Origin of the sequence: Kaistella sp. PBT33-4 (assembly GCF_029194425.1) — a bacterium.
In the GTDB taxonomy this organism is placed as follows: Bacteria; Bacteroidota; Bacteroidia; order Flavobacteriales; family Weeksellaceae; genus Marnyiella.
Map to the genome: position 1 here is coordinate 269999 of NZ_JARFYL010000002.1, position 19571 is coordinate 289569.

Here is a 19571-nt window from a genome sequence, read left to right on the forward strand (position 1 = left end):
TTCATTTTACTTTTTTCCCATTGTCCCGGGACAGGATTTATATTGATGCTTATACAACGCCCTGTGCCAGCATTGCCTCCGCAACTTTTACGAATCCGGCGATATTAGCTCCTTTTACATAGTTCACATAGCCGTCCTCTTCCTTACCGTAATCGCGGCAGGCCTTGTGGATTCCGATCATAATCTCCTTCAAACGGGTATCGACCTCTTCAGAACTCCAGTTCAGGCGGATCGAGTTTTGCGTCATTTCCAACCCGGATGTGGCTACACCTCCGGCATTGGAAGCCTTACCTGGTGAGAAAAGTACCTTGTGCTCCAGGAAATGATTTATAGCTTCAAGTGTGCTAGGCATGTTGGCGGCTTCCGTAACGCAAACTACACCGTTTTCAACCAATATTTTTGCGTCTTCCAGATCAAGTTCATTTTGCGTGGCGGCCGGAATGGCAACGTCACATTTCACTTCCCACGGACGTTTGCCTGCATGGAATTCAGCGCCCGGGAACTTCTTTACATAATCTTCAGCGCGGTTATTACCGGATGCGCGTAATTCAAGCAGATAGTCAATTTTATCGCCAGTAATTCCGTCTTTGTCATAGATATAACCGTCAGGGCCTGAAATGGTAACGCAGGTACCGCCCAATTCTTCCACTTTCTTAATAACACCCCAAGCCACATTACCAAAACCTGAAACAGTTACAGTCTTGCCTTTAAAATCCTGGTCAATGGTCTTTAGCATCTGCTCGGCAAAGTAGACAACTCCATAACCCGTGGCTTCCGGACGGATCAGTGATCCGCCATAAGCAAGCCCTTTACCTGTAAGAACACCGGTAAATTCGTTCCTGATTTTCTTGTACTGACCGAAAAGGTAGCCGATCTCCCTAGCGCCCACGCCGATATCTCCGGCAGGTACATCAGTCTCCGGACCGATGTGCTTGCACATTTCTGTCATAAAAGCCTGGCAGAAACGCATGATTTCCATGTCTGATTTTCCCTGTGGATCGAAATCGGAACCACCTTTACCGCCACCCATAGGCAGTGTTGTAAGAGAGTTTTTAAAGGTCTGTTCGAACGCCAGGAACTTAAGTACGGAAAGGTTTACCGTAGGATGGAACCTGATGCCGCCCTTATACGGTCCGATGGCTGAATTCATCTGAATTCTGAAACCACGGTTTACATGGATTTCGCCCTGATCATCAACCCAGGGAACACGGAAAATTATGGTACGCTCCGGCTCAGACATTCTTTCCAGAAGTTTCATTCCGTTATACTGAGGTCTGCTGGCAATAAACGGGATTACAGTTACTGCTACTTCTTTTACAGCCTGAAGGAATTCCGGCTCGTTAGGATTTTTTGCCTCGATTTTGGCAATAAAATCCTGAATTTTTTGATCTACATTATAGTGTTCCATAAATGAGGCTTGATGATTTCAACAAATTTAATTTTTTTTCCAAAACTTTCAGTTATAAATTTAGGTTTTACAAAAAATTAAACATTAATCCAGCATTAATTTATTAAATTCATAATAATTTAATGTTTGTTGATGAAAATTAAAGAGGTGCGGGAAAAGGATATGGTTTTAAGAAATCCAATATTAGGGATTTGCTGTATATTGCCTCCCTGAAAGTGCTTTAATTAAGCCGCTAAGTTCAAGTTCAAGGAGTTGACTTAAAATCTTATGCGATGCCGAGGAGGTTTTTCCTGCTATCTCATCCAGAGAGATATAGGGGTTTTCCACTATGATATTATAGATGATCTTTTGATCTTCAGTCATTTGTCGTCTCAATTCAGATTTAGGAAAAAGTGGCTCCATAAGACCCGAGCGGTCATCAAGACCCAATTCTTCCACCAAATCTGTTACCGTACCAATTATCCGGGCTTTGTTTTGTGCAATGACCATATTGCAACCCTGACTGTACTTATCGTTTATCTTTCCGGGAAGCGCATAGACCTCCCGGTTATAGGTGTTCGCAAAACCGACAGTACTTACCGAGCCGCCGCCAAAAGCCGTTTCCACAACAATGATGGCTTCGGACAGGCCCGCAACAATGCGGTTTCTCTGAATGAAATTTTCACGGTCGGGTTTTTGTGATGAGTTAAATTCTGAAAGCAATACTCCATTATGCTCCAAAATCCGCTCTGCCAGTTTCCGGTTTTTGGATGGATAGATGGTGTGGAAACCATGTGCCAGCACAGCAACGGTAGGAATCTGTTCCTTCAGCGACTGCTCATGCACCTCTGTATCCACACCTAAAGCCAGGCCGCTTACAGAGATAATTCCTGATTTTCGGATGTGCTGGAAGAAATCGTGAACAAACCCTTTGCCGTAAGACGTCATGTTTCTCGTTCCTACCATTGAAAAGGACTTGCGGTATGGTTGCAGATCTCCCTTCTGATATAGTATTGCCGGCGCATCTTCACACTCGTTAAGCAGAACAGGTAATTCTGCCCGGTGCCTGAGTCTGATGTGTATGCTGTGATTTTCGCAGAATTTCAGCTCCTTTTCTGCAAACTGCAGCGCTTCGCCGGAACCTATTTCGTGAAGTGTCCTGTTACCGATACCTAAAATCTTAGCCAGTTCCCGCTTTGGGAAACTCCAGACTTCCCGGGCAGACCCAACTGCATTGACAAGTTTATAGAAGTTAATATCTCCTATATTACTGCATTTGCGTAAAGCAATAGAATACAGATGTTCGTCCGTAAACATATAAGACGTTATTTACCCAAAGATAAAAAAATTATTTCCTGCTGTTACGAAGCTCCTCCAGGCGTTCCCAGACTTCATCCCGCTTCTTTTGGGGCATGTCTTCAAAGTCTTCAGGATGACGCTCACGGTATTCCTGCCACAGCTTATCATCAACTTCGCTATAGAAGTTCGGGAATTCCCAGATGTATTTCTTTTTTTTCTCGCCAGCTTTTTTAAATGCAAACGCCATCACGGTTCCCACAGTAGCACCGGCCAGGTGGCTCTGCCAGGAAATATTGCTGGGCACCTCACTTCCCGAAAACAGTTCTTCGGGCAGTACGCCCCATACCAGGCTGCCGTAATACAGTGCAACAAGCATAGATACTGTAAGCAGTTTCATATTCCACCGGAATACACCGCTGAAAAACAGGAAAAACGCCAGCACATAAACCACACCGCTGGCGCCGATGGTACAGGTATACATATAGTTTCCTGTAAAAATGTCTATTGGGGGCAGCAGCCAAACCAGCAGCCCCGTGAAAAGCCAGCCGCCAAACAGAATTTTTCGGCCAAGGGTGGGGTAAAAATGAAAAAGCAAACCCAGAAGGATAAATATCGGAATCGAATTGCTGAGCAGATGATCCATACTGCCGTGCAGCAGAGGAGAAAGGAATACTCCTTTTAGACCGGACGGAACGAGTGGAATGATGGCGCCCCAGCAGTTCCGGAACAAACCTAAATTCTGCAGCAGGAAACCCAGCCACATAAGCGTAAGCATGCCGGTCGGATAAAGTAAGGTTGCGGCAGAAATATGGTTTTTGAACATACAGGAAGTTTTCAAAACAGACGCCAAAAAAGGATCATGGTAAATTTGGCTGTTAAGTTCACTCTAAGCGCTCATTTACAGGCCAAAATGTACGCATTATTATTAAATTGAACACATTTGATACATAAGGCTTATTTTTGCGCAGAATAATGAATGGAATTATGAAAAGGATATTGTTATTACTGCCGCTGCTTGTTTACACCTCCGGATTTGGCCAGACAGAAAGAGATTCCAGGAGTGTGGTCGATTCCATACAGTACGGAAGGTGGAAAAGTACACTGCCCAATCTGGACAGCCTGGCTAACCCCATAGTGATGGATCTTGAGCCCAAATTCCGCGATACCATCATCGTAAGGGACGAGATCATCATACCTCAGGTTCTGGAAGAGGTTCCAATTACACCTTTTGCACTTAATAACCTTTCTGCAGAAAGAAAATGGTACTTCTACGGGCAAAACAACCTGGTCTTTAACCAGGCGTCATTTTCCAACTGGAATTCGGGCGGAAATAACAGCATAGGCGCAATTGGTAAAATGAATTATAACCTGAGTTATAAGAACAAAAAGCATTATCTGGAAAATATCATGCAGCTTGGATTTGGCTGGAATGCGGCCGAAGGGCAGAGCAGCCGTAAAACCGAAGATTTCATCAACTTCATGAGCAATTACGGATATGATCTTGGAAAGCACTACTATTTATCTACCGGATTCCAGCTGATTACACAATTTGCGCCAGGTTTCAATTACAGTGAAGTTCCGGATCCCGGTTTTGCCGACCGTATTTCCAGATTTATGGCTCCCGGTTATGTAAATGCCGGTATTGGTTTCTCCTACAACCCAAGCGAGAATTTTCAGGTAATCCTGAGACCTGCCAACGGAAAATTCACCTTCGTAACCGATCCGTTGTTGCAGAAGGCGGGCCGTTATGGTCTGGAGAGGGACGGACAGAGTGTTCGCAGTGAACTTGGTGCCATGATGAATATCCTGTACCGTCTGAAAATATTACAAGACGTAAATCTGGATAACCAGCTCAATTTTTTCAGCAATTATATAAGTCATCCTGAGAGGGTGGATGTTGCCTATAATGGTGTTCTGAACATTAAACTGAACCGTTTTATCTCCACGCTTGTAAGCCTGGAACTTGCCTATGATCACGATCAGATCCAAAAGCTTCAGCGTAAGCAAACCCTGGGAATCGGATTTTCCTATAACATTGGAGAACAGGCTACGGAAAAACTGCGTACAAAAAAAGCAATTAAGCCTTTTATTACAAAGTAAGTTTTGCCGAAGGTCACCAAAAAACCGCCTACTTATTAGAAGTGGCGGTTTTTTTTGATTTCAGAGATATTTGTTAGAACTCCATCTCCACTTCCAGCTTTTCGGCCAGTAGTTTGGAGATCTTGATTTTAAGAGGTTCAATATCGATATTCTGCATGGCGTCGTTTGCAAAAGCGTAAAGAAGCAGCGCCCGCGCCTTGCTTTTGGAAATACCGCGTGCCTGCAGGTAGAACATAGCATCATTATTGAGCTGACCAACGGTACAGCCATGAGAGCATTTAACATCATCTGCAAAAATTTCCAGCTGAGGTTTGGTGTCAATGGAGGCACCTTCGCCCAAAAGGACATTATTGTTTTGCTGATAGGCGTTGGTTTTCTGGGCGATTTTATCTACAAAAATCTTCCCGTTGAAAACACCGTGCGCTTTATCTCCAAAAATTCCCTTATAATTCTGGTAACTCTCACAGTTCGGAGTCCTGTGATGTACCGCAGTATGATGATCTACCACCTGCTCGTCGCCAATAATGGTGATACCATTCATAAAAGAGTTAATGTTTTCGCCATTATGGATGAAATCCAGGTTATTGCGCACCAGTTTTCCTCCAAAGGAGAATGTATTTACAGTAGTAAGGCTGTCACGCTCCTGCTTTGCATAAGTATGGTCAATCAGGTAAGTGTTCGGACTGTCGTTCTGAACCTTGTGCCAGTCGGCTTTTGCATTCTGGTAGGTGAAGATCTCGGTTACTGTATTGGTGAAGACAAAAGTGTCGTCGAAATTATGATGGCTTTCTATGACCTCAACCTTTGATCCTTCTTCCGCGATCAGCAGGTTACGGGTGTTGTAAAAGGTGTTCGTATCCTGATTCTGAGAAATGTAGAATACGTGAATAGGCTTCTCTATGACCACATTTTTTGGAACCTTCAGGAAAAATCCGTGTTTGCAGTAGGCCTGGTTAAGGTTGGTAAGTGCCAACTCCTGAGAAGCTATGGTATTGAAATATTTATCAAAAACCTCCCGGTATTCGGGGTCGTTCAGCGCATAGTTGAAAGACAGGAATTCAGCATTTTCGATTGATATCTTGGAGTATTCCTTATGAAGCCGGCCGTTAATGAATACGATCCAGTCAAAATTTTCCTCGCCCAGATGCAGTTCATCAATCTGCTCACGGCTGATGGTGTGTTCCGGTTTCGGAAAGAAATTATACTCCTTTTCGGTTACCTCTTTCAGGTTGGTATATTTATATTCCTCGTCTTTTTTGGTAGGGAAACCCTCCATGGCAAAACGTGCCAGTGCCGCAGTCCGGCTGTCATCCAAAAACGAATGCTGCAGGCTTTGCAGGAACTGGGAATGTGTATCTATGATTTGCTCGTATAAAGCCATTATGATTTTTATTTCAAATTAGTTCAAAAGCCAGTCATATCCTTTAGCTTCCAGCTCCAGCGCCAAATTTTTATCCCCCGTTTTGATGATTTGTCCATTGGCCAGGACGTGTACAAAATCAGGTTCGATATAGTTCAGAAGTCTCTGATAGTGAGTAATAATCAGAACGGCATTGTCGGTATTTCTGAAAGCGTTCACGCCATCTGCTACAACGCGCAGTGCATCAATATCAAGACCGGAATCGGTCTCATCCAGAATAGCCAGTTTTGGGTTCAGCATCATCATCTGGAAAATTTCATTACGTTTCTTTTCACCACCGGAGAATCCTTCGTTCAGAGAGCGGGACAGAAAATCCTTCTTAATTCCTAATTTCTCAGACTTTTCCCGGATCAGGGCCAGCATTTCTTTGGCAGGCATATCTTCCAGTCCGTTGGCCTTGCGGGTTTCATTAAGTGCCGCCTTCATAAAATTGGTCACTGTAACACCCGGTATCTCTACAGGATACTGGAATGAAAGGAAAATACCTTTGCGTGCTCTTTCTTCAGGAGCATCCTCTACGATATTTTCACCTTCAAAAACGATTTCGCCTGCAGTTACTTCGTAGTCTTCTTTTCCTGCAATTACTGATGAAAGTGTTGACTTTCCCGCGCCGTTAGGCCCCATAATTACATGAACCTCGCCCGGATTAATTTGCAGATTCACACCCTTAAGTATTTGCGTCCCGTCTTCTATTTGGGCTTGTAAATTATTGATTCTTAGCATAATAGTTATATTGAATGACAGACGGCCCTTTGCAGGGTCCTGTTTTGCTGTTTCTTAAAATTAGATTAACCTACGGATCCTTCCAGAGAGATTTCCAGAAGTTTCTGGGCTTCAATGGCAAATTCCATTGGGAGCTTATTCAGAACTTCCTTACTGAAACCGTTTACAATAAGAGCAATCGCGCGCTCGGTATCAATACCGCGCTGGTTACAGTAAAATATCTGGTCTTCACCGATTTTTGAAGTTGTAGCCTCATGCTCCAGCTGTGCTGTGGGGTCCTTGATTTCAATATAAGGGAAGGTATGTGCGCCGCACTCATTTCCCATAAGCAGGGAGTCGCATTGTGAAAAATTGCGCGCACCTTTTGCTGAAGGCATTACCTTCACTAAACCTCGGTAGGAGTTGTTTGATTTCCCGGCTGAAATTCCCTTCGAGATAATCGTCGATCTGGAATTTTTGCCGATATGGATCATCTTGGTACCGGTATCCGCATACTGGTGGTTGTTGGTCACTGCGATGGAGTAGAATTCGCCCACAGAATTGTCGCCCTTCAGGATACAGCTGGGATATTTCCATGTAACCGCCGAGCCTGTTTCAACCTGAGTCCAGGAAATTTTTGCATTCCGTTCGCAAAGCCCACGTTTGGTTACGAAGTTATATACTCCGCCTTTACCGCTTTCGTCACCCGGGAACCAATTCTGTACGGTGGAATACTTAATTTCGGCACCATCCAGCGCCAATAGTTCCACAACAGCCGCGTGAAGTTGGTTTTCGTCGCGTGCGGGAGCGGTACATCCTTCCAGATAGCTTACATAGCTTCCCTCGTCAGCAATTACCAGCGTTCTTTCAAACTGTCCGGTACCGGCCTGGTTAATACGGAAGTAAGTGGAAAGTTCCATCGGACATTTTACGCCTTTTGGGATGTAGCAGAAACTGCCGTCCGAGAAAACCGCGGAATTGAGCGCGGCATAGAAGTTATCGCCTCTGGGAACCACTTTTCCAAGATACTGTCTCACCAGTTCACCGTGATTCTGAATGGCTTCTGAGATGGAACAGAAAATAATCCCTTTCTCCTTCAGTGTTTCCTGGAAAGTAGTCTTCACAGAAACAGAGTCCATCACGATATCCACAGCTACACCGGAGAGCCTTTTCTGCTCTTCAATGTTAATGCCCAGTTTGGCAAAAGTTTTCAGCAGTTCCGGATCAACTTCGTCCAGGCTGGCCAGTTCAGGCTTTACTTTAGGTGCTGCGTAATATTTAATAGCCTGGAAATCGGGCTGTTCATATTTAATGTTTGCCCAGGTAGGCTCTGTCATTTTCTGCCAGATCCGGAAAGACTCAAGACGCCATTCCGTCATCCATTCCGGCTCATTTTTTTTGGCCGAGATCATCCGCACAATTTCCTCGTTAAGTCCTGTCGGGAAATATTCGTACTCTATATCTGTATAAAAACCAGCTTCGTATTCCTTGGTTTTCAGGTCTTCTCTTAGATCGTCTTCTGTATATTTTGCCATTTTTTCTTTATTCCCGCACCGCGCAGAATCGCTGCGCTGTGCGTAAAATTATAAACTGAAAGATTCCCCGCAGCCGCAAGTTCGGTTTGCATTGGGATTATTAAACACAAATCCTTTCCCGTTCAGGCCCCCGGAATATTCCAGTGTGGTACCCGCCAGATAAAGGATTGATTTCTTATCTATAATGATTTTTATCCCATTATCTTCAAAAACCTGGTCGGCTTCGGTTTTGGTGCTGTCAAACTTTAAAACATATTCCAGACCTGAGCAGCCGCCGCTTTTCACACCAACGCGGATAAAGTCTTCAAAAGGCTTAAAGCCCTCCTCTGTCATGAGTTGTACAGCCTTTTCTTTTGCGTGATCGCTAACTTTTATCATTGTTTTTATTTAGACTGATTTTAGATTGCAAAATTACTAATAATATAATGAATATCAAATTCGCCGCGGTATATTTGTCTATCAGCGAAATAGATGCAGGCGTCCTTAACCATTCCCATTTTGTTTAATCCAACCGCTACAATTTTTATTATGAAGAAAATTACGATACTGCTTGTCTGCCTATTATTTAGCGCAATTTCAAATGCACAGGACACCCGATTCATATACGAAGTACTGATGAAATCTAACGCTTCGGATTTATCAGCAACGCAGAAAGAACTTGCTTTTCTGGATGTAAGCGGCATAAGATCCGTCTTCTACGGTGAAAATAATTATAAACGCGATTCTGTGATGCAGCGAATGTGGGAAACCAGAAACTTCAGTTCAGCGGAAATGGCTGGCCTGCGCAGCGATATAAATTACCGGATTGAAAAGGATCTGAGTGAGCAGAAAATCCTGTATACGGGAAGAATTGGAAGGGATCAGTATCAGTATGAGGAAGACAGGAATATGAAGTGGAAAATACTTCCTGAAACCGCGGTTATAGGCAGCTATAAAACTCAGAAAGCAGAGGCTGATTTTGCAGGCAGAAAATGGAGTGCCTGGTTTACCCAGGATATTCCCTTGCAGGAAGGACCCTATAAATTCTCTGGCCTTCCCGGCCTGATTGTAAAAGTTGAGGATGCTGACGGTCATTATGAATTCAACCTGAAAGAAGTGAAGAAAATCGCAGCACCTGCAATGTTTGTTAGCCGCGGAAACATAGTTCAACTTAAGCGTGCCGATTTCGAAAAGCAGATGCAGAAATTCAGGGCAGACCCTACATCATTTATGATGCGTAGCGGCTCACGTGCCGGCGGCAACCGTGGTGCCGCTCAGGCAGACCCCAACCGCAGGAGAGAAATGGAGAACCGCTCAAAAGAAATGCTGGAGAGAATGAGCAACCCGCTGGAAAGATAACGCGGCTTACCTTCAAACGGTCAAACAATAAATTTTCTTATCTTCCCATTTTAAATTCAGAAATAGATGAGCAGAGTTCTTTTAGTAGTAGTACTTTTTATTGGAACATTAATTACCGGTCAGCAGGGTCCGTATTATCAGCAGTTTGCAAAATATGCAATGGATATCGATGTTGATGCAGTCAATTTCACCTACAATGGCAAACAAACCATCACTTACACGAATAATTCACCGGACGAACTGAAGGAGGTATATTTTCATCTTTACTGGAATGCCTTCAAACCCGGTTCAATGATGGACCAACGGACTCAGAGTTTAGGCAAGAACGGCGATTCCAGACTGCAGAAAGGTGGTGTTTCAACACTTGCTTCCATCCCTAAAAATGAGGAAGGAGCTCAAAACATACACTGGATCCGTCAGAACGGTAAAAACCTGAAGTTCGAAGTTCAGGAAACAATAATGAAAGTGACCCTGGATACGCCTGTTAAACCCAATTCAACGACAGTATTTACGATGGAGTGGGATGCAGTAATACCTATGCAAATCCGCCGTGCCGGCCGCAACAACCGCGAAGGAATTGATATGACTATGACGCAGTGGTATCCTAAACTTGCAGAGTATGATTACGACGGATGGGCCACTTTTGATTATATCGGCAGGGAATTCCACGCTCCTTTCGCCGACTTTGACGTCAATATTAAGATAGACCGTGATTACGTGATTGGCGCCGGAGGTACACTTCTGAACCCCACTGAAGTAAAGGGTTATTCGCCAAGCGCATCAGTGAAAGCCGGGGCAGACAATAAAGCAACGTGGCGCTGGAATGCTAAAAATATGCTTGATTTTGCCTGGGCCGCCGACAGAGATTATACTGTTGAAACCTTCACTGTTCTGGATGGTCCTAAAATATATTATGTATACCAGAAGTCTGAAAAAACAAAACTCTGGGAAGAGTCCAAACCCTATGTGGAAAAATTCTTCCAGCTGATGAACAGCTCCGTGGGACGTTACACATACCCCAGCTATTCCTTTGTTCAGGGAGGCGACGGCGGTATGGAATACGGCATGGTAACTATGATGTTAGGCGAAGCCAAGACTTTGGAAGATTTGGTTGGTCTGATGGTGCATGAGGGCGGACACTCCTGGAACCAGCAGATACTGGCCTATAATGAAAGTGTGAGACCGTGGATGGATGAAGGCTTTACCAGCTATTATGACAGCAGGATTATGCATCAGTTTTTTCCACCCGAAAAACCCGAGCCTAATCCTTTCCTTGCCAGTCTTAACAATTACCGGAATTTTGTTAAAAGAGGTATAGAGGAGCCGGCCGTTTGGCTGGGCGACCATCATGAAAACGGTACCGCTTATTCGTTCGCAACATATGTAAAGGGTGAACTTTTCCTTGTGCAGCTGGGCTATATTATGGGAGAGGATAAACTGAACGCTGTGATGAAAGAGTTTTATAACCAATGGAAACTGAAACATCCGACAGACCGCGATTTTATGCATATTGCCCAAAAGGTTTCGGGAATGGATTTGAAATGGTTCCAGCATTACTGGATCAATACAACCAAGACAATCGATTACGCGGTGAAAGAGGTGAAGCACGACGGAAACAGCACTACAGTTACTTTGGAGAATAAAGGTGGCGTTCCCATGCCGATAGATTTTTCAGTATTGACCAAAGATAATAAGGTAGTCAATTATCAGATTCCGCTTAATATGACGCATACCTGGAAATCAAAAGATATCTACGGCAGCTTTACAACGCTCAGGTACTGGCCATGGACGCAGAAAGAATATACATTTACGGTTCCTTACTCCAAAGCTCAGATAGCAGCACTTGGAATTGACTTTTCACAGCGTCTGGCCGATATCAATCCCGAAGACAATTTCGTAGAGGTTAAATAACTTACGCCAGCTCTTACGATGAAATCTATTGTAATAAACATCGGCAATACGAATATACGTTTCGGACTGTTTGATGGCGACAACTGTGATATTTCCTGGATCATCAATACAAAGCCCTACAGAACAAGTGATGAGCTACAGATGCAGTTCATGATGATGTATCAGGCGCATAAAATTGAGGCAGCCGATATTGACAGAATCATCATTGGTTCCGTAGTGCCGCAACTCACCTATGATATCACAAGGGCCATCCAAAAAATGCATAACCGACAGCCTATCCTGGTGGACCGCAAAACAGCTTCGCCGGTGCAGCCCAAATCCGAGCAGATGGGGACGGACATCTATGCCAATCTGGTGGCTGCTCACTATATTTACCCCGGAAAAAAGAAAATTATTTTTGATTTCGGTACCGCACTCACGGCCAGCTGTCTTAACGAACACGGTGAAACCATTGGGGTCATCATTGCTCCCGGCATCATTACCTCCCTGAACTCACTGATCCACGATACCGCTCAGCTTCCCGAAATCGAACTGACAAAACCTAAAAGTGTACTTGGACTGGACACGGTGACCTGCATGCAAAGTGGTATGGTTTATGGCTACCTGGGAATGGTTGAAGGCTTCATTGAACGCATTAACGCTGAGGTACAGGATGAGTGTTTTGTTATTGCTACCGGCGGCGTTTCCCATGTCTATAAGCCTTTAACAGATAAGATACATGTCGCCGACCGTCTGCATACGCTGAAAGGCCTGTATTATTTGGGTAAGGACCTATAAGGCTTGGCTTACCGTCTGCTTTTAAAGAAATCCCGGACAATTGCAGCACATTCGGACTCCAGTACTCCGGTCACGACCTCTGTTTTGGGATGAAGACTGAGGTTTTTGTTGATGAAGCCGCGCTGTGGGTCGCGTGCGCCTATAACCACTTTGGAAATTTGCGACCAAGTGAGCGCACCGCTGCACATTACGCAGGGTTCCAGGGTAACGTAGAGCGTGCAGTTCAGGAGATATTTTCCGCCAAGGTAATTGGCTGCGGATGTTATGGCCTGCATTTCAGCATGAGCTGTCACATCATTTAATACTTCGGTCAGGTTGTGTGCGCGGGCTATGATACGGCCATTGGATACAATGATGCAGCCTACCGGCACCTCTTCCTTTTCAAGAGCAGCCTCAGCTTCCTGAAGTGCAACTCTCATAAAATATTCGTCTGTAAACATAAAAAAGCTTCAGTACAAAACTAAAGCTTTCATTTTAAAACATTTTTTCTTTTTTAGAAACGGTATCCGATGCCTCCCATAACTTTGCCGGTTACACCGTCTCCGCCGTCCCAGGAATCGTCCAGGTTGCCGCCAAACCGACGTCCAATACCTCCGCTGGCTTCAATAACCAAACCGTTTCTGATAACCCACTTGCCGCCCACGCCAAAGCCCAGTCCAACGGTCGTTGTGTTTTTTTCATTACCTTCAGTGTAATAACCCCCGAATTCATCATTGAAATAGATCATGTCATACTCCTTTGTAGTGGTAATGGGCACAAAACCCTCAAGGAAAAAGCCCTGAGCGAATTTTCTTCCGAAGTACATCCTGTAATAAGGAGAGATCTGGGAAAAACTGTCAGAATCATTTTGTAATGTAAACATCGCGTTTACGCCCAAACCTGAATTTTCATTCAACAGTCTTTCATAGGATACATTCACCAACGGTACCGCAATAAGCAGGAAAGGGTCTGCCACGATATCATTCCTGCGTGGAGCCTCAATTTCCTGAGCGTTTAAGTTGATGATGGACAGGCAAAAAGCGATTGCCAGAATTGTTTTTTTCATGGTTTATTTTTTACAAAAGTATCCAATTTTTCCTCTGCTGAAACTTTTTTTTTAATAACCTTACTCGCATTCTATGACAGCATTCGCTGCGCCTTTTTTACGCCTTCAACCAATGCATCCACTTCTTCATTTGTGTTATAAACAGCAAAACTCGCACGAACCGTACCCGCTATATTAAAGAAGTCCATAATGGGCTGCGTGCAGTGATGTCCTGTACGTACTGCAATACCCAATTTGTCCAGGATCATTCCTACATCCGAACTGATACCGGCATTTTGGAGATTAAAGGACACCACGCCGGTGCGGTGTGCTTTTTCACCGTAAACAGTGAGCTTTTCTATCTCCAGCAATCTGTTTTGAGCATATTTCAGCAGGTTATTTTCATGTTGCTGCAATGTTTCATGTCCTATGTTTTCAATAAAGTCCACCGCTGCTCCCAGGGCTATATTACCCGCAATATTGGGTGTGCCGGCTTCGAATTTAAACGGTAATGCGGCATATGTGGTCTTTTCAAATGAGCAGGTGGCAATCATTTCGCCGCCGCCGTGAAAGGGTTCCAGTGATTCCAGAACTGCCTCTTTACCGTATAGCACGCCGGTTCCGGTAGGTGCATACATCTTATGTCCGGAAAAAGCGAAGAAATCACAATCCAGGGCCTGAACGTCCACTTTGAAATGTGGGACGGCCTGGGCACCATCCACAACGATCCAGGCCCCGGAATTCTGACGAATAAGTGAAATCATTTCCTGCACAGGATTAACAATACCAAGCGCATTGGAAACGTAGTTAAAGGATACGATCTTTGTTCTGTCGCTTAAGTTCTCCCTTAAAAAATCCAGGTTTAATATACCCTCTTCATTAATTGGAATCACCTTCAGTTTGGCACCGGTTCGCTGGCACAGCATCTGCCAGGGTACGATATTGGAGTGGTGTTCCAGATGAGTGATAATGATCTCGTCATCTTTAGATAATTTGCCCGAATTGGACAGGGCATAGGTAATAAGATTAATACTTTCGGTAGTTCCTTTCGTGAAAATTACCTCGTAATCATGCTTGGCATTGATGAACTTCTGAACCTTCTTCCTGGAGTTTTCCATCTCGTCAGTAGCCAGTTGGCTCAGAGTGTGAATGCCACGGTGTACATTGGCATTCAGTTCTTTGTAATAATTACTTTCCACCTCAATCACCGATAACGGTTTTTGAGATGTGGCTGCATTGTCCAGATATATGAGGGGTTTTCCGTGTATTTCCCGGTTTAGTATCGGAAACTGAGCACGTATTTGTGATAGGTTAATCATAAGTGAGCTTTAAAGCCTTCAAATTTACTTAAAATAAGAACAACCTGCCTTACGCAGGTAAGTTTGGGTCTGGCAGTTGGTGTAAAGACAAAAAAACCTGCCGGAAAGGGCAGGTTTAATATTTATAAAAGCGATCTGCTTACTCAGCGTTTTCCTGCTCAGTTGCCGGAACTTCACCTTCTGCAGTTTCTTCTTCATCATCATCGTCTGCAGCAGCACCACCTTTCATAGCAGTTCTGGACATCTTCACAGCGGCAACAACCGCATTATCCGGGTGCATAAAGGTGAAAGATTCAGATTTGATATCACCTACATATACTTTACCACCGATTTTCAATGGAGTAATGTCTACTTCAATTTCATCCGGAAGATTAGCCGGCAATGCTTTCACTCTCAGTTTTCTGAAAGACTGACGAAGCACACCACCTGCCATAACTCCTTTGGAACGTCCTGTAATTTTCACAGGAACTTCCATAACTACAGGCTTGTCCTCGGACAGCTGGTAGAAATCTACGTGAAGGATTTTGTCGGTAATTGGGTGAAACTGAATGTCCTGAAGTACTGCCGGGATAGTTTCGCCGTCAATAACCAGTTCTACCGTGTGTGCTTCCGGAGTATAAACCAAGTTCTTGAAAGACTTCTCATCTGTAGAGAAGTTCAAAGGCTCGGCACCTCCATAAACAACACAAGGAACTAATTCAGCATCACGTAAAGCTTTTGTAGACTTCTTGCCCACGCTTTCTCTTTTTGCGCCTTGAATTGTAATTGATTTCATTGTAAAATGTTAAAAAATTTAGGGTGCAAAGATAGACATTTTATTCTACAAAAAAAATCCCCCAAACCTGGAGGATTCAATTGATTTACGGAGTGCGTAAATTTAGATAATAAACTTGTCACTGATGGATTTGTGTTCGTGTACCATCTTCATCACATCTGCAAATAAGGAAGCGCAGGACAGCACCTTTATTTTGGATGAAAGTTCGGTTTTGATCGGAATTGAGTCCGTCACAATAACCTCAGACATCTTTGAGTTCTCAATGTTTTCATAAGCCTTACCGGATAATACCGCATGAGTGGCCATCGCACGTACGGATTTGGCACCGTTGGCCATCAAAATATCCGCGGCTTTGCAAAGGGTTCCGGCAGTATCAATCATATCATCAATAAGAATGACGTTACGGTCGGTTACATCACCAATCAGGAACATCTCTTCTATTACGTTTGCTTTTTTCCTTTCTTTATAGGCAATTACGACTTCTGCACCCAGATGTCCCGCATAATTTTTAGCTCTTTTGGCACCTCCCATGTCCGGTGAAGCGATGGTCAGATTATCCAGCTTAAGTGACTGAATATAATCAATAAATATTGTGGAAGCGTACAGGTGGTCCACCGGAATTTCAAAGAAACCCTGAATTTGGTCTGCATGGAGATCCATGGTCATGATTCTGGTAGCTCCGGCTGCCGTTAGTAGGTTAGCCACAAGTTTGGCACCGATTGGAGCTCTCGGTTTGTCTTTTCGGTCCTGTCTGGCCAAGCCGTAATAAGGAATTACAACGGTGATATTCTTTGCTGAAGCTCTTTTGGCAGCATCGATCATTAGCAGCAGCTCCAGTAAATTATCCGCTGGAGGGAAGGTGGAGCCAATCAGGAATACCCTGCCACCACGTACAGATTGATCCAGAACAGGTTCAAATTCACCGTCGCTAAAGTCCTGGAAATTGATCTTACCCATTTCCTGTCCATAATGTTTGGCGATGTTTGCCGCTAAATCCTTGCTGGTTCTGGTAGAAAACAGGTAGCTTAATTGTTGAGCCATTTTTACTTTTTTTTAGGGTACAAATTTAAAAAAAATAAACCACCCGATTCAGTTCGGGTGGTTTAATAATTTCTGCACGCTTCTCTTAAGGGAAGGTGACCCCTGAAAAAGCATTTACGTTTGCCAGTGGAAGGTTAGATCCAAATTTATTGTTAATGGACTTAATGAATTCATTACCAATAAGTGCTGCACCTCTACCTGTAAGGTGAACCCCGTCCAGGGAGAAGGTTCCGCCGGTTACAAATGTGGCCGTATACTTAACATTGTTAAAGGTGATGCCTGACTGCTGTGCCAGTTGCGCCATTTTAGCATTGGCATCCACGAAGGCAAGTCCCTTGGAGTCTGCAATACTTTTCAGCGCTGCATTATAGGCAGTTGTTGCAACTATTGCCTTGGCCGTTTCTTTTTTGGTAAGAACGTATCTGTCTTCCAGTGGGACAGACGTTCCACCTCCAACGGTAGGATTCAGTACAGCAGAAGCTGTAAGTAAAATCAGGTCCTCTGAAGTAGTTTGTCTGTAGGACGGAATTCCAAATCCAGACAGATTGGTAAGGTCTTTATCCACGATTACCGCACCATTTGATCCGGTTGTAGTAAAGTTTATCAATCTGCTCTGATATTCTGAATCGTTAATAGCTCCCAGGTTTTTTGCCTGTAAAAGCCCTGCATTATACTGTGCATATCCCCCATTGAGTTGTGCCACCTGAGTTGCGCTAAGGCCTACAAGCGGTTTGGCGGGAACTCTGGTAAAATACGGAATGGTAGTTACGTTAGGGATATTGGCAATAACACCTTTGGCACCGCTACCTGTAAGAGCGGTTACATAGGAATTAATTACCGTAGCAAAAACTCCCGGATCGGTAATGTCATTAGATCCATATGTGGAAGGGTTGGTATTGCCCGTTTGATCTGTACCCATACCTCCACTTGTAGCGTAAGACAACACGTCATTGTTTCCTATCCACAGGGAAAAGAAGGTTGGGGCCTGTGCCACAGCATCCTGCAGTACAGAGGTCGTTGCGGAGGAGGCAAACCTTACGAAGTAAGGATTAGACAGACCTGCGCTTAATCCCGCTGCATTTCCATAACCGGGAACTGCAAGATGAAAGGATTTCGCTCCGGGAACGCCCATATTTTGGTACGGACCACCCGCTGTAATAATATCCAGGGCTGCGCCGGGCGCAGTTGGAGTAGGGCTGAGGGAACCGTTAGCTGCCACAAGTACATATTTGCCCCCGAAGGCTCCGGTAGTTGAATTAAAAAGATTGGTGAAGCCGCCCGTATTGTTCGGCATTAAAGGTTGGCGAAACTCGCCGCCGCCGGCAAGTTTCATCTGGGCGGCGATGATGGAGGGGTAGGATTCATTCTGACCGTCTAGATACAGTGCATTGTCGCGGTACCCTGCAGTCAGGGAGTTACCCAAAGCCACGTATTTGCTGAAATCTGCACTTCCGCTTGTTATAACCACGTCATTTACATCATTTTCGAAATCGGTATCGCAGCTGTAGGTGAACAGCAGGAGAGCGGCCGCCAGTGATGATATTATTATTTTTTTCATAACCTGTTCTTAATTAATGTTATAATTTACTCCAAGGCCGAAATAGAATGAGTTTGCCTTGGCCTGACCTGCAAAATTGATATTCTGGTTATTGAAGACCCTGCTTTTGGGGAAAGTCTTGGCCGCAGCCAGGTCTACACCCAGGCTGCCAAACTTCAGACCCACACCGCCGGTGATTGCATGAGCATCAAATGATGGTGTCTCAGGAATGAAATTACCATCTTCGTAAGGCGATTCGTCATAGTACCATCCCAGTCTGCCGGCAATCTTGGAGGTGAACAAGTATTCCGTACCTACGCGGAAATTCCTGGTATTATGGAAATCCTTGATGTTGGTAAGCACTGTTGGGTCGGCCTGGTTACCGATAGGTGCGTTTGCGAAATCGAGTGTTAGCCTGTCGTATTTCTCCCAACCTACATAATTCATGTCGGCAGAAAGTTTCCATTTTGGTGTAACCTTAAAGGTAGCACCAATTGTATATTCCTCCACAAGAGGTAAAGTAGCTGTGAAATTATCCTGACCTGCAGCGTTGATTCCAATAAGTGGGTAGAGTGCCGGACTTACACTAAAAGTAGCTACCCCATTGTCTGCCTTCATGTTTACAGGGGAACGGTAAGCCACGGAAACGTCCCATTTCTCATCGGGCTGGAAATAAAAGCCCAGTCCAAATCCGTGACCTTTGGCTTTCTCGTCTTTAATATTAAGTGATCCGTTGTACAGGGTCAGTCCTTTGTCCCAGTCCACGGAGCCGGTAGCGTAAATATAACTCGCTCCTACAGATGCCCAGGGAGCCAGTTTCACAGAAACCATTGGCTGGAAATACATGGCCTTCAACGCCAGTTTCTGTACAATTTCATTTCCCTCCCAGTCATTAGGCCACTGAATAGTACTTCCATAGGGTGTAGTAAAACTGAAACCAACAGAAACATTGTCCAGTACCTTATAGGCCACAGCTGCATAAAGAGGCGTCCCGATTGGGTTGTCTGTTTCAAAGGACTGAAGCGTGGTAGGATTCTGATAAGTTACGTTGGTTATTGCACCGAAACCTCCTGCTGCGACGCTAAGTTTGGACGGAATAAACGACATACCTGCAGGATTGAAGAATGCAACACTTGCATCTCCTGCATGCGCGCTGGTGTGCGCCATGGCGAGCTGCTTAACGCCCTGCAGTGAAACCCTGAAAGCTCCTGCATACGTTAAAACTCCTGCCAGTAAAGCTGTAGAGATTAAAACTTTTTTCATAATCAATGATTCGTATATGTTGTTCAAATATATAATTAATTTTATTTCTGTGTTAATATTTCTTAATATTTATAGGGACTCGCTAAAATTTACGCTATGCTTCGAACAGGTGTTTGTGGATGCGGTTCGAAGGATTCGGAGGC

General features: G+C 44.4%; 18 protein-coding genes. 4 read left to right on the forward strand and 14 right to left on the reverse strand.

From position 1 onward, the window contains the following. Positions 1 to 49 precede the first annotated feature (49 nt). The 3 genes from gdhA to P0M11_RS04260 all read right to left on the reverse strand — a co-directional run bounded on the left by gdhA (position 50) and on the right by P0M11_RS04260 (position 3509). On the reverse strand, positions 50 to 1408 hold the full coding sequence (gdhA, locus tag P0M11_RS04250; RefSeq protein WP_275624598.1) for an NADP-specific glutamate dehydrogenase: 1359 nt from the start codon (positions 1406 to 1408) through the stop codon (positions 50 to 52). 183 nt (positions 1409 to 1591) lie between these two features. Further along, entirely contained in the window at positions 1592 to 2704 is a 1113-nt protein-coding gene (gene dprA / locus P0M11_RS04255) for a DNA-processing protein DprA (RefSeq protein WP_275624599.1), read from the reverse strand. A gap of 31 nt (positions 2705 to 2735) precedes the next feature. Further along, positions 2736 to 3509 carry a rhomboid family intramembrane serine protease gene (locus P0M11_RS04260; RefSeq protein WP_158063005.1) on the reverse strand — a complete coding sequence of 258 codons (774 nt, stop codon included), beginning with the start codon at positions 3507 to 3509 and terminating at the stop codon, positions 2736 to 2738. A 161-nt stretch (positions 3510 to 3670) separates the two neighbouring features. Here P0M11_RS04260 and P0M11_RS04265 point away from each other — a divergent pair, with 161 nt between their 5' ends. Next, entirely contained in the window at positions 3671 to 4786 is a 1116-nt protein-coding gene (locus P0M11_RS04265) for a DUF3078 domain-containing protein (RefSeq protein ID WP_275624600.1), read from the forward strand. 73 nt (positions 4787 to 4859) lie between these two features. On the opposite strand, the gene sufD is transcribed toward P0M11_RS04265, so the two are convergent. The 4 genes from sufD to P0M11_RS04285 form a co-directional block, all read right to left on the reverse strand. Next, positions 4860 to 6167: a Fe-S cluster assembly protein SufD gene (gene sufD, locus P0M11_RS04270; RefSeq protein WP_158063007.1), complete on the reverse strand. Its 1308-nt coding sequence runs from the start codon at positions 6165 to 6167 to the stop codon at positions 4860 to 4862. Positions 6168 to 6185: 18 nt separating this feature from the next. After that, on the reverse strand, positions 6186 to 6929 hold the full coding sequence (gene sufC / locus P0M11_RS04275) for a Fe-S cluster assembly ATPase SufC (protein ID WP_275624601.1): 744 nt from the start codon (positions 6927 to 6929) through the stop codon (positions 6186 to 6188). A 65-nt stretch (positions 6930 to 6994) separates the two neighbouring features. Beyond that, the gene (gene sufB, locus P0M11_RS04280; protein ID WP_158063009.1) at positions 6995 to 8443 is read right to left on the reverse strand and encodes a Fe-S cluster assembly protein SufB; all 1449 of its coding nucleotides are present in this window, start codon (positions 8441 to 8443) and stop codon (positions 6995 to 6997) included. A gap of 48 nt (positions 8444 to 8491) precedes the next feature. Next, complete coding sequence (locus tag P0M11_RS04285) at positions 8492 to 8821, reverse strand: iron-sulfur cluster assembly accessory protein (protein WP_158063010.1); 330 nt, start codon at positions 8819 to 8821, stop codon at positions 8492 to 8494. Between the two features lie 150 nt (positions 8822 to 8971). Between P0M11_RS04285 and P0M11_RS04290 the strand changes: the two genes are divergently transcribed. The 3 genes from P0M11_RS04290 (at position 8972) to P0M11_RS04300 (ending at position 12469) form a co-directional block, all read left to right on the forward strand. Continuing rightward, on the forward strand, positions 8972 to 9781 hold the full coding sequence (locus P0M11_RS04290) for a GLPGLI family protein (RefSeq protein WP_275624602.1): 810 nt from the start codon (positions 8972 to 8974) through the stop codon (positions 9779 to 9781). Positions 9782 to 9847: 66 nt separating this feature from the next. Then, entirely contained in the window at positions 9848 to 11692 is a 1845-nt protein-coding gene (locus P0M11_RS04295; protein ID WP_275624603.1) for a M1 family metallopeptidase, read from the forward strand. 18 nt (positions 11693 to 11710) lie between these two features. After that, the gene (locus P0M11_RS04300) at positions 11711 to 12469 is read left to right on the forward strand and encodes a type III pantothenate kinase (RefSeq protein ID WP_275624604.1); all 759 of its coding nucleotides are present in this window, start codon (positions 11711 to 11713) and stop codon (positions 12467 to 12469) included. Between the two features lie 8 nt (positions 12470 to 12477). On the opposite strand, the gene P0M11_RS04305 is transcribed toward P0M11_RS04300, so the two are convergent. The 7 genes from P0M11_RS04305 to P0M11_RS04335 all read right to left on the reverse strand — a co-directional run bounded on the left by P0M11_RS04305 (position 12478) and on the right by P0M11_RS04335 (position 19428). Further along, the gene (locus tag P0M11_RS04305) at positions 12478 to 12909 is read right to left on the reverse strand and encodes a nucleoside deaminase (protein WP_275624605.1); all 432 of its coding nucleotides are present in this window, start codon (positions 12907 to 12909) and stop codon (positions 12478 to 12480) included. 53 nt (positions 12910 to 12962) lie between these two features. Further along, a complete protein-coding gene (locus P0M11_RS04310) occupies positions 12963 to 13514 on the reverse strand; it encodes a DUF3575 domain-containing protein (protein WP_158063015.1) in 552 nt (183 codons plus the stop codon). Between the two features lie 71 nt (positions 13515 to 13585). After that, positions 13586 to 14812, reverse strand: a complete 1227-nt coding sequence (locus P0M11_RS04315; RefSeq protein ID WP_275624606.1) for a cysteine desulfurase — start codon at positions 14810 to 14812, stop codon at positions 13586 to 13588. 139 nt (positions 14813 to 14951) lie between these two features. Then, positions 14952 to 15587, reverse strand: coding sequence for a 50S ribosomal protein L25/general stress protein Ctc (locus P0M11_RS04320; protein ID WP_275624607.1), 636 nt, complete (start codon positions 15585 to 15587; stop codon positions 14952 to 14954). A 102-nt stretch (positions 15588 to 15689) separates the two neighbouring features. Beyond that, complete coding sequence (locus P0M11_RS04325) at positions 15690 to 16628, reverse strand: ribose-phosphate pyrophosphokinase (RefSeq protein ID WP_275624608.1); 939 nt, start codon at positions 16626 to 16628, stop codon at positions 15690 to 15692. Between the two features lie 85 nt (positions 16629 to 16713). Further along, entirely contained in the window at positions 16714 to 18186 is a 1473-nt protein-coding gene (locus tag P0M11_RS04330; RefSeq protein WP_275624609.1) for a G-D-S-L family lipolytic protein, read from the reverse strand. 9 nt (positions 18187 to 18195) lie between these two features. After that, on the reverse strand, positions 18196 to 19428 hold the full coding sequence (locus tag P0M11_RS04335) for an outer membrane protein transport protein (protein WP_275624610.1): 1233 nt from the start codon (positions 19426 to 19428) through the stop codon (positions 18196 to 18198). Between the last annotated feature and the right edge of the window lie 143 nt (positions 19429 to 19571).